The 11,184-nt window shown below is 42.0% G+C and carries 6 protein-coding genes, 2 rRNA genes and 3 pseudogenes; 9 read left to right on the top strand and 2 right to left on the bottom strand.

Annotated features, from left to right (window positions below; genetic code table 11):
- The 3 genes and pseudogenes from Q0372_RS08670 to Q0372_RS08660 form a co-directional block, all read left to right on the top strand.
- Positions 1–2,261, top strand: a 23S ribosomal RNA gene (locus tag Q0372_RS08670); the annotation flags it as partial.
- Positions 2,262–2,673: 412 nt separating this feature from the next.
- Positions 2,674–2,790, top strand: a 5S ribosomal RNA gene (gene rrf / locus Q0372_RS08665).
- Positions 2,791–3,925: 1,135 nt separating this feature from the next.
- A pseudogene (locus Q0372_RS08660) lies at positions 3,926–4,165 on the top strand (helix-hairpin-helix domain-containing protein); the annotation flags it as partial.
- A 782-nt stretch (positions 4,166–4,947) separates the two neighbouring features.
- Here Q0372_RS08660 and Q0372_RS08655 read toward each other — a convergent pair.
- A pseudogene (locus tag Q0372_RS08655) lies at positions 4,948–5,346 on the bottom strand (EamA family transporter); the annotation flags it as partial.
- Between the two features lie 241 nt (positions 5,347–5,587).
- On the opposite strand from Q0372_RS08655, the gene Q0372_RS08650 reads away from it, so the two are divergent.
- The 5 genes and pseudogenes from Q0372_RS08650 to Q0372_RS08630 all read left to right on the top strand — a co-directional run.
- The gene (locus Q0372_RS08650; RefSeq protein WP_297901248.1) at positions 5,588–5,974 is read left to right on the top strand and encodes a hypothetical protein; all 387 of its coding nucleotides are present in this window, start codon (positions 5,588–5,590) and stop codon (positions 5,972–5,974) included.
- 793 nt (positions 5,975–6,767) lie between these two features.
- A complete protein-coding gene (locus Q0372_RS08645; protein ID WP_005871017.1) occupies positions 6,768–7,967 on the top strand; it encodes an OprD family outer membrane porin in 1,200 nt (399 codons plus the stop codon).
- 75 nt (positions 7,968–8,042) lie between these two features.
- Positions 8,043–8,624 (top strand): cytochrome c, encoded by a 582-nt coding sequence (locus Q0372_RS08640; RefSeq protein ID WP_298104888.1) that lies wholly within the window; start codon positions 8,043–8,045, stop codon positions 8,622–8,624.
- Between the two features lie 10 nt (positions 8,625–8,634).
- Positions 8,635–9,177 carry a DJ-1 family glyoxalase III gene (locus tag Q0372_RS08635; RefSeq protein WP_298104886.1) on the top strand — a complete coding sequence of 181 codons (543 nt, stop codon included), beginning with the start codon at positions 8,635–8,637 and terminating at the stop codon, positions 9,175–9,177.
- Between the two features lie 255 nt (positions 9,178–9,432).
- Positions 9,433–9,633, top strand: a pseudogene (locus tag Q0372_RS08630) (S-ribosylhomocysteine lyase); the annotation flags it as partial.
- A gap of 144 nt (positions 9,634–9,777) precedes the next feature.
- Here the strand turns inward: Q0372_RS08630 and Q0372_RS08625 are convergent.
- Positions 9,778–10,473, bottom strand: coding sequence for a hypothetical protein (locus Q0372_RS08625; RefSeq protein ID WP_298104884.1), 696 nt, complete (start codon positions 10,471–10,473; stop codon positions 9,778–9,780).
- 242 nt (positions 10,474–10,715) lie between these two features.
- Here Q0372_RS08625 and Q0372_RS08620 point away from each other — a divergent pair.
- Positions 10,716–11,184: SDR family NAD(P)-dependent oxidoreductase (locus Q0372_RS08620; RefSeq protein ID WP_298104882.1), on the top strand; the 469-nt coding region annotated here is incomplete at its 3' end.

The raw sequence follows: 11,184 nt of genomic DNA, 5'->3' as shown, positions 1-11,184 counted from the left end.
CATACACCAATGTACCAAACCCTATCAAACTCCGAATACTTATAGCGTAACCACGGCAGTCAGGCGGCGAGTGATAAAATCCGTCGTCAAGAGGGAAACAACCCGGACTAACAGCTAAGGTCCCCAAATCTCATTTAAGTGGAAAACGATGTGAAGTTACTGAAACAACCAGGAGGTTGGCTTAGAAGCAGCCATCCTTTAAAGATAGCGTAATAGCTCACTGGTCTAGTGATTTTGCGCGGAAAATATAACGGGGCTAAAATGAGTACCGAAGCTTTAGATAGTGTCTATGATTATTTATACTAAGCTTGTCTCTTTGGCATCTTTAAATGAGCTTCATTTTTTCTCCTGCGGCAACCTACACGGTTAGCCTTAGTCGAAAAAATATCAGCAACATTTAAATCTGCTCAAAGATACTTCGCTTCTTACATTAAAATTTAAATGCAATGTCTTGATTTAAATTTTAGAAATTTCAAAATTTCTTAGAATTTTAAAATTTAGTAACAAAAGCAAAAAGATAAGCCTAAGTAAAGTATAAATACTCATAGACACTGTGGTAGGAGAGCGTTCCAATCAGCGTCGAAGCCGTACCGGTAAGGAGCGGTGGAGCGGTTGGAAGTGAGCATGCAGGCATGAGTAGCGATAAAATACGTGAGAATCGTATTCGCCGTAAACCCAAGGTTTCCTACGCGATGCTCGTCATCGTAGGGTTAGTCGGGTCCTAAGCAAAGTCCGAAAGGGGTATGCGATGGAAAATCGGTTAATATTCCGATACCGATATCAGTGTGCGACGGAAGGACGCTTAAAGTTAGTGGAGCTAGCGGATGGAAGTGCTAGTCTAAGGAAGTAGGTTGAGTTATAGGCAAATCCGTAACTCTTTATCCGAGATCTGAAAGGCTTCTGACGCTCTTCGGAGTAGATGAAGAATCCATGATACTATCGAGCCGAGAAAAGTTTCTAAGTTTAGCTGATATCGCCCGTACCGTAAACCGACACAGGTGGGTGGGATGAGTATTCTAAGGCGCGTGGAAGAACTCTCTTTAAGGAACTCTGCAAAATAGCACCGTATCTTCGGTATAAGGTGTGCCTAGCTTCGTTAAGAATTTACTTCGTAAGCGAAGAAGGTTACAACAAAGAGTCCCTCCCGACTGTTTACCATAAACACAGCACTCTGCTAACTCGTAAGAGGATGTATAGGGTGTGACGCCTGCCCGGTGCTCGAAGGTTAATTGATGATGTTAGCTTATGCAAAGCATCTGATCGAAGCCCGAGTAAACGGCGGCCGTAACTATAACGGTCCTAAGGTAGCGAAATTCCTTGTCGGTTAAATACCGACCTGCATGAATGGCGTAACGAGATGGGAGCTGTCTCAAAGAGGGATCCAGTGAAATTGTAGTGGAGGTGAAAATTCCTCCTACCCGCGGCAAGACGGAAAGACCCCGTGGACCTTTACTATAGCTTGACACTGCTACTTGGATAAAGATGCGCAGGATAGGTGGGAGGCTTCGATTCGTAGATCTCGGTTTACGATGAGCCATTGTTGAGATACCACTCTTCTTTATTCGGGTAGCTAACTAGCCTAAGTTATCCTTAGGTAGGACAATGTCTGGTGGGTAGTTTGACTGGGGCGGTCGCCTCCCAAAATGTAACGGAGGCTTACAAAGGTTGGCTCAAAGCGGTTGGAAATCGCTTGCAGAGTATAAAGGCAAAAGCCAGCTTAACTGCGAGACATACACGTCGAGCAGAGACGAAAGTCGGTCTTAGTGATCCGGTGGTTCTGTGTGGAAGGGCCATCGCTCAAAGGATAAAAGGTACCCCGGGGATAACAGGCTGATCTCCCCCAAGAGCTCACATCGACGGGGAGGTTTGGCACCTCGATGTCGGCTCATCGCATCCTGGGGCTGTAGTCGGTCCCAAGGGTTGGGCTGTTCGCCCATTAAAGCGGTACGCGAGCTGGGTTCAGAACGTCGTGAGACAGTTCGGTCCCTATCTGCCGTGGGCGTAAGAAGATTGAGGAGAGTTGACCCTAGTACGAGAGGACCGGGTTGAACCGACCACTGGTGTACCGGTTGTTCTGCCAAGAGCACCGCCGGGTAGCTAAGTCGGGATGCGATAAGAGCTGAAAGCATCTAAGCTCGAAGCCGACTCCAAGATGAATCTTCTTTTAAGAGCTCTAGTAGACTACTAGTTTGATAGGCCGGATGTGTAATGGATGAAAGTCCTTTAGCTGACCGGTACTAATAGCTCGTTTGCTTATCTTTTAAGCATTACTTCCTTGTTAAGGATAAAATTGATTCCTAATTTTTTACTATGCTTCGTTAAACTTCGCTGCAGACTTCGGTCACATACCATATGTATGCTCCCTCGTCTTTGCTCGTTTGCCTCGCCTAGCAAAAAATTAGTTCTCAATTCGAAATAGTAAATTTTTACTGTACCTTATCAACCTTTGTTTTTATAAAACAAGATCTGACTTTAACGATGAACGCAGTGTTAAATAAGAGATTATAAAAGATATCCGTAATCTATGATTAATCTAAGTTAGATTACGAAGTATTTTTGATATGAGGCGAGCAGACAGGAACGAGTAAAGCTCCTATGCTACGCGGCTAAAGCTCGTAACGTATTCGCAAGATATTACTATCAAACAACAAAAGCAATCCCTTATTTAACACTGCCTGTGGCTATACAGACGAGGAAACGCCTTGCTCCATCTCGAACCAAGAAGCTAAGCTCGTCCTGGCTGATGATACTATCCGTTACTCGGACGGGGAAAGTAGGTCGCTGCAGGCTTTGTTAAAATTCCATAACTTTCCATGTAATTTTCAATTTAAATTCTATTCCAGTGTCTTTAGCTTATCGCTTTTTTAGCCAATAAATGTTGCTTGATAAATTTAAAATTCCATAGCCTTTTAGAATTTTAGAACCTTCTGCAAATACAAATTTTAAATCTAGCCCTCCGCCACAATACAAAATCTCAAAACTCTGCATTAAATTTGACTTATATTGAGTGAAAAATGATACGGATTAAAATTTTTCTATAATACTTGCTTGTTTGTATCATTTTTTTAATACTATCTGTTGCGTTTGCTTTTTAACTTCTATGGTGCGATCTTTATTTCTAACCTCTACGAGCCTCATTTATGATTTATACGTTCGTTTTTAATACATTACCGCGTTTTTATATCTAAATTATAAAGCCGCCGGCAACTTATAAGGCTTTCGAATGATTTAAACTATATGCTAAATAAAGCTTGGCAGGCGTTATTACTTAATATAATGAAACGTTCTATAAGCAGATAAAACCCTATTAAAAATCAAGCCCAGAAAAGCATGTCCTACAAAAGCAAGCTTATTAATGCGGCTAAATTTTATTAAGATTACTCGTCTAGCTTTGCATGTAAAGTATCCGCGCCTTTCATAACACCAGTATCCCTTCGCCGTATGCGTCTAGTCTCGTACGTGTAAAGTCTCCGTGCGCAGCAAGATAGGGCTAAATTTCATAAATACCGTCGCTTAGCCTTTTACATGATTTAAATCCAAATCCCGTTTCAATGCTTGCGGTATTAAATTTAATATATATAGCTTTATCCTTTTCGGTCTCCAAAGAGGAAGCAAAAAAGGTGCTATTAAATTTAATATATCTAGCTTTATCCGTGCCTATCTGCTTTTTAAGATCAGGCTAAAATTTAAGGTATTTATTTAATAAAAGAGATCGGAACAGATAAAATTTCAATATATCTCTTAAATTTATCTCCCTTTAAGCCCGCTACAAATATAATCCCTACCGTATTGCAAGGTAGCGTAATAAGCATATAAAGCGGCACATATCTTCTCTAGCACTAACGCGGGATAGGTATGCAAAAGCCTCAATGCTAATAGACGTTTTATTTGGCAATACAAATATCTCAACCTAAAAGGACTTTTAATGAAAAACCTATTTAAATCCGCACTATTTCTATCGCTTCCTGCATTTATGCTAGCAGCAGTAAATTTAAACACTGCAAGCAAAGATGAGCTTATGGCACTTCCCGGTATCGGAGAGGCAAAAGCTCAGGCTATCATAGATTACCGCAAGGATAATAAATTTAAAGATATCGAGGATATCAAAAATATTAAAGGCATAGGCGATAAAAGATTTGAGCTTATTAAAGATGATCTTGCCGTAAGCGGCACTACCGATATAAGTGATCTAAAATCCGTAAAGCAAAAAGCGAGTAAAAAAGCTAAAGATACCGCCAAATCTGCTAAAGCTAAAGCAAACGCTAAATCGGAAAAGATGCAAGAGAAAATGGATGATAGCATGGATAAAGCTATGAATGAGGATGGTAAAGTAAAAAGCTCTACGGCTAAGTTGAAAGACGAAGCTAAAGAAGAGGGATCATCTAAGGCTAAAGGTAAGAGGGGCAAGAAGGGTAAGGGAGAGTAAAATTTCTCCCGATCTTAGCTTATTATTCTACAAGCCTAGAGCTTGCGAGGAATGCAAGGGTTAGGCAGCAAGCGTATAAATTTAGGCGGAGCTATGGAAGTGTGCAAGATTTCAATTCGCATCTTGCATAATTAGCTTTTGATCAACTATACTGTAGATTTAGGGTTTCCAGTCTGATTTAAACTTACGGATGTAATTTTATTTTATGGTACGGCGAGTCGGTATTTTTTGGAATTTTAAGGTGTAAATTCCTGATTTCTCATAAATTTCAATCTCACTACTTTTAAGCAGAACTAAAATTACCCTAAAGACCACCTAACTACAGCAAGGTATCGGCAAATCGATTACCGGCGCGTTTCAAATAATGCCTAGAAATCGTGTAGGCTAAATGTCAAGCCATAAGAAATCATAGCGGTTTAGGGTGCAATTTTGCAGAAGTGGCAGTGGGTTTATTTTACAACAAAGCGTATGGCGTAGCGGTTAAAAAGACCACAAGAGGATAGATTTAAAGCAAATTTACCCTATTTAAACGCCAGTATTATCACGCCTGTGCCGATGAGTGCTAGCGCAAGCCATTCGCGAAGGCTCGGGTGCTCGCCTAAAAATATCACGGCGATGATTACAACGAGTACCACGCTTAGCTTATCGATCGGTGCTACTTGATAGGCTTTGCCGATTTGCAGGGCTTTGAAATACGCTAGCCACGATGCACCGGTTGCCAGTCCACTTAGTATCAAAAACACCCAGTTGCGAGGGCTCAGGCTCGATAGCGGCTGCCAGGCTTTAGCGTAGCGTAGGAATGCGGCGAGGCAAAAGGCGATGACGATCGTGCGGATAAAAGTTGCGAAGTGAGAGTTGATCCCTTCGAGTCCGATTTTTGCAAATATCGCGGTCAGCGCCGCAAAGAGTGCTGATACAAGCTAACCCGGTAAAAGAAACTAGAGCTCCATCGCGTTTGATTTAGACGATATTGCTAAGTCTCACTCGCGATTGCCGCTAAATTTGCCTCACTTATATATAAAAATCGCCAAAAGCGCATTCTCGCTTCGCCTAACGCCGAGAGATCTCTTTAAATTCCACTCCGATGCCTCTCAAAAAAAGCAAACTTTAAGCCCAAACCTACTACTCTAAAAGTTCAAATTTTACAAATAAGGATACTGAATGAAAAATTTCATATTTTCCGCACTTTTGGCTCTTGGCATCGCAGGCTGCGCCGTAAGCACCGCTCCGACGCCTGCAGGCAACTTACGCTCGCTCAAATCCGAGATCGTAAACTACACTCGCCAAAGCTCCACAGCTTATGTATATACGTTTAAAGACCTATCCAGCGGCGAGCTATACACCGCTCGTGCAAGCAGATATTATGCGGCTGCAGGAGATACTGCCTACATAAGTACCGCAGCAGGCGCTATCACCGATATGCGAATCATCTCGCGCAAAGCGGGTTCAGTTGCTCCGCGCGCTTATGATATCGGTAAAATCGAGACCAAACAAATGCATAAAAATGACGCTATTGCTGTACCGGAGAGCGAAAATATCAGCTTTTAATCCTACGCGATTTTTAGATGCTCCACCCTTTAAGGTAAGCGAGCCTGCTTTTACTTTGTGAAACGTTTTTGTGTTTGCTCTCTACTCTTATTAAGGCAATAGTTTCTGTTCTTAATCATGGCGGACTTGCGCGATTTGCTTATGCTTTAAAGTCCGCTGATTCTTTACGCGATTGCCTGCATAAATTTTATATTTTATAAGTTGTGGAATTTTATATTTCATAGAATTCTGCGCTGCGCGTCTTGCTTCTATGGCTCGATTAGCGTTTTATATCCACTTGCTTTCGCGCTTAAATTCCTTGCTGCATAGTGCCATTTTGTCCGCAAAATTCTATATTATAGAAATACAGCTGGCGCTAGAATTTTGATTGCGAAATTCTTATAAATTTTCTTTCTCGCAGTTTTTCGCGTACTGTGTATTCTCGGTGCCTGTATTCTCTACTGATAAGATGTCGCGTAGATTTTTAAAACCCACGCTTTGCAAATTTCGTGTCTTGAAATTTCATTCATAAAAATTTCACGTCGTAAATTTTTATGAAATTTCTCCCGCATGAAAGAGGTGTTGCCGTCTGTTTACCGCAGCCTGATATAATCCCCACATCGAAATTAGAACTCCTTTCAATAATCGGCGAGGCCTGTGTGGGTCTCGCTTTTTTTATGCCCGTTAAATTTGGATTTTCGGTAAATACTCGGTAACAATTTGGTAAAATTTTAGTATTTTTCAGCCTATTTTAAGCATATAATTTGTCATTTTGTGCTACTATTGCGCTTACAAACTTTTAAAGGAGTTCAAAATGAAACTAGTTAAACTTAGTTTAGCGGCAGCAGTCGCTGCAGGTGCTCTTGCTATGAGTGCAAGTGCTGTTCCGTTAGAGGAAGCTATCAAGGATGTGGATCTAAACGGATACGCTCGTATGCGATATACCCATGACCACCTTAAAAATGAAACAAATAGCAATAAGGGCGTTTGGGAATTTAAATCCGAAGTAGATTTCAAAGCTAAAATCGATGATAACTTCTTTGGAGTAGTGGGCGTTAGGTTCTTGGATAGAGATAATGGCGAGTCGCTTTCTTCTTCAAATAGCCAATATCATGGTGCACAAAATCCAAGCGACAAAGATTCTGATTTCGATATCGCTAAAGCTTATTTAGGATACACTATCGGCGGTACCACTATTGCAGTCGGTCGCCAGGGCATAGGTTCGTTCTTTACCGATGATATGTATGGAGACGGTGTTAAGATTACTAGCACCGATATCGAGGGCTTGACAATTAGCGGCTTTTGGATGGATTCTTTAGAGAATGATGGAGATATTTCAAGCCTTGATTGGGGCGCAGCGGTAGATAATAAACTAACTACTGATCATAATCTATACGGTATAGGATTTATGGGCTCATACGATCCAGTGTCTTTCCAGCTATGGTATAATGCTCTAGAGGACGTAGCACAGCTTTTCGCCGCAGAGTTAGCTCTAAACTTTGATATCTCTGATGATTTTAATCTTGGCGTAAAAGGTCAGTATGCATTCTCTGATTTTGACGGTGATTATAAAGATGCGGGTGCTAGTGATGCAGATTTCTGGGCTGCAGAAGCTAATGCTGGTTTCTTTGGCGTTGATTTAGCTGCAGGTTATTTAAAATTTGAACCTGATGATAAAGATAAAGTTTCTTTTGTATCTTTTGAAGATCAAGGCTCTTTCATTAGCCCGGGTGAAGAGTTGTTAGACTATAGAAACTTTAGTGGCGAAAATCACTACTGGTATGTAGTAGCAGGCTATACTATCCCTGATACTGGTATCAGAATCGGTGCCGATTACCTAGATGGTAAAGCAGATGGTGATAATGCATATGAGGTAGTAGGTAGAATTTCTTATAAATATAATGAAAAACTAAGCTTTAAAACTTGGTATTCTCACTATAAGATTGACGATGCTGCTGGCGGTCTTGATGAGAAAAAAGATCGCATCAGATTTGAGGCTAAATACAGCTTCTAATTATTTACCTTATACAGGTAAAATTAGGGCGAAGCTTTTGCTTCGCCCTTTTTAAATTCTAAATCAAGGTTTTCTATGAAAATTTTTAAAATTTCTTTTTTAGCATGTTTTTTTGCCTTTAGTTTAAATGCCGCGGATAAAGCAAGTGATGACACGTATGTATTCGAAGCCAAAGGTGAGTTTGCCAAAGAGCTAAAATCCCTGATCGAAAAGCATTCTAAAGATGAAAATGTAACCGTAAATATCTACAAAAATACCCCCAATGCCAAAGGCAACATTATAGGCGGTGGCACAAAAATAAATCGTAACATCAACTATATCAAGGAAAAAGGTAAGGTAATCTACGATGCTAACTGTGCTTCTTGCCACGGCTCAGAAGGACAGAAGCGCGCCTATGGCAGCTCTCGTAAGCTAAAAGATCTAAGCGCGAAGGAGATTGCAATCGCGATCTCAAGCTACACCTCTGACGGGCAATATGGCAAAAAGATGAAGTATATTATGCAGCCTATCGCTGCCAAAACCACCGCTGAAGAAGTTGGCTATATCATCGGCTATCTAAAAGGCGACGATGAGTTCTTATATGATAGACCATCTCGTGCTAGTGGCAACACTGAAATTTCGACTGCTCCGAGTGAGCAGGGCTCGTATCTAAAATAAGGGGTATGCGATGAAAGTTGCTGTAGTTTTAGCTAACGGATTTGAGGAGCTCGAGGCGATAAGCATCATTGATATTTTAAGACGCGCGGATATTGATGCTTCAGCCGTGGGGTTAGAGAAAAAATGCGTTCGCGGTACGCACGGCATCGAGCTTGTGGCGGATGAAATTTTGGATGATATTAAGGTGTCTGAATTTTCTATGATCGTTTTGCCAGGGGGTTTGCCCGGTGCGGAGAATTTAGCCAAAAGCGAGAAACTCGGTAAGATTCTGCGCGACTTTGATGCAAATAACGCAAAAATCGGCGCAATATGTGCTGCTCCGTGGGCGCTAGCTACCGCAGGTGTGCTAAAAAGCTCTTATACTTGTTATCCAGGCTTTGAAAATCAGATCGCTCACCCAGGCTATACAAATGCGGTGAATGTCGTAAAAGATCAAAATATAATGACTTCGAAAGGTCCTGCTACTGCGATGGAATTCGCGCTGCAAATTGTCCGCGAGCTAAAAGGCGAACAGGTTTATTCCAAGCTAAAATCCGATTTGCTTTTTAAATAAAATTTCAAGCGAGGGCCGATTCTAGCGCGCTTTATTTTGCCATCTGTAAAACGGGACGTGCTGATTTTGCCGCGCTTGAGAACTACAAATTTTATCTTACTCTGTACGTATAAAATAACCACAATATTTATTCTGAGTATCCGTAAACGAAGAATGGAATTCTCGCAACTCAAATTTTAAATCGAAAAACGCAAAAGACTTTGTGCGTGACAGATAAAATTTTATTGGAGCTAGTCGCTATTGAAACCAAATCCTACCATCGCGACGGCGTGGAGCGCGAGTATGAAGGATATTTTGGGCGTGAGCTCTCAAAAAGATATCCCCGAGCTGAATAAATTTCAGTGCGGCACCTTCGCGATGCACTCGCTAGCAGAAGCTAAACAAATCGCGCAAAACGTGCTAAATAAAGGAATCGGCGTGATCAAAAACGACGAGATTGCGCTGGGTTTAAATTTGATCAAATGGCGATGCCAATGTGTCAAAAGGCAAAACGGCGCAGTTTTTGAAGGTTTTGTCGGTAAAGCACAGATCTATCGGGGAGCAGATAAGCTTGTAGCGCGCGACGAAAGCGTTATTTAGAATTCCTAAAAAGGATAAAATTTAGCACTTCTTTAAAATATCGTCGTTTAAAAATGCCGCGCTGCTTTGTATCGTTTTGATAACGCGGTCTTTAGAATTTTGCATTTGGTCGGGTGTAGGTCTGTGTGCGATTAAATTTACGCGCCCGATTTTCGCCGTGAAATAAAAAATCCCCAGTATCGTCGCGTTTAGAAATACTCCAAAATATATCCGTTCTAATCCCCATATCCCTATGCTGGCGGCATGAATGGGCACAAAAATTATCGCGATTAAGACCGGATAATAATCCGAAATTTTATTTTTGGCAAGGATTACGGTCGTAACGATGGCATATGCGATGAGCGTAAATGGAGAGATAAGCAAGAGTGCAAAAAGCGCGTTTATACGCTGATAATCTTCGTGTCCGATTAAGACGCAAAAGCTACAAAACGCGAGCGTTATGAGAAAAAATAAAGGCAAAATCCACCGCGTTTTTGCGCCACGCCCTTTAAGTAGCGATAAAAAGAGCAGATGAGAGCCCAGCGCAATACAATAATAATCAAATATAACCGATGAGCTTAGAAACGTGAGCGGTATGGCGAGCAGCGTACCCGGTCCGTCAAAATATACCCCACTAAACATTAGCCACGTGATAAAGAGTATAAAAGCATATTTTAGACCCGCATAAGTGGCGCAAACACAGATACTAACAAGGATAAATCGTATAAATTTGCTCATTTGCCTTTTTCCTAAATTTAGGTAATTATAGCAAACTGCGAAAAACAAACGATGCAAAATTTTAATTTAGCCCGTGCGCTCGCCGAATCCGCTGTCTATCGCGAACTCGTGCGCAAGAGAACCTGCTAATGTCTTCGTATTATTTCATCCGCGCCCGCGCCGCAAGAACAAATTTCATAAATTCTAAATCCGTTTTGCGTTATCATTGCGCTAAATTTAAAATTTTACGCAAAGGGGATCATATGAAAAATACAGCATTCATCACGGGCGCTACGAGCGGCTTTGGCGAGGCGATCGCCAGGGCTCTTAGCGCGCAGGGCTATAAGATCATAGCACTCGGGCGCCGCAAGGAGCGGCTACAGAAGCTAGCCGGCGAGCTAGGCAATACGCACATTATCGCCGCGGATATTCGCGATAAAGCTACGGTATTTGATGCTGTAAGCGCGCTACCGCAAAATTTCAAAGACGTCGAGGTGCTCGTAAATAACGCAGGTCTTGCGCTCGGGCTTGAGGGGATCGCGCAGACGCCCGTAGAGGATTTAGAGACGATGGTCGATACGAATATCAAAGGCGTGCTGTATTCGACCAAGGCGGTGCTGCCGCTGATGATCGCGCGCAAAAGCGGCTATATCTTCAACCTCGGCTCGACTGCGGGCGCGTGGCCCTATCCAGGTAGCCACGTTTACGGCGCGAGCAAGGCGTTTATCAAGC

Source organism: uncultured Campylobacter sp., assembly GCF_937997405.1.
GTDB lineage: Bacteria > Campylobacterota > Campylobacteria > Campylobacterales > Campylobacteraceae > Campylobacter_B.
This window is presented reverse-complemented; position numbering and strand designations above follow the sequence as displayed.

Coding starts and splice junctions, on each gene's coding strand:
- Q0372_RS08650 (WP_297901248.1), top strand. CDS start 5,588: ATGAAAAATTTCATATTTTCCGCACTTTTGGCTCTTGGCATCGCAGGC.
- Q0372_RS08645 (WP_005871017.1), top strand. CDS start 6,768: ATGAAACTAGTTAAACTTAGTTTAGCGGCAGCAGTCGCTGCAGGTGCT.
- Q0372_RS08640 (WP_298104888.1), top strand. CDS start 8,043: ATGAAAATTTTTAAAATTTCTTTTTTAGCATGTTTTTTTGCCTTTAGT.
- Q0372_RS08635 (WP_298104886.1), top strand. CDS start 8,635: ATGAAAGTTGCTGTAGTTTTAGCTAACGGATTTGAGGAGCTCGAGGCG.
- Q0372_RS08625 (WP_298104884.1), bottom strand. CDS start 10,473: ATGAGCAAATTTATACGATTTATCCTTGTTAGTATCTGTGTTTGCGCC.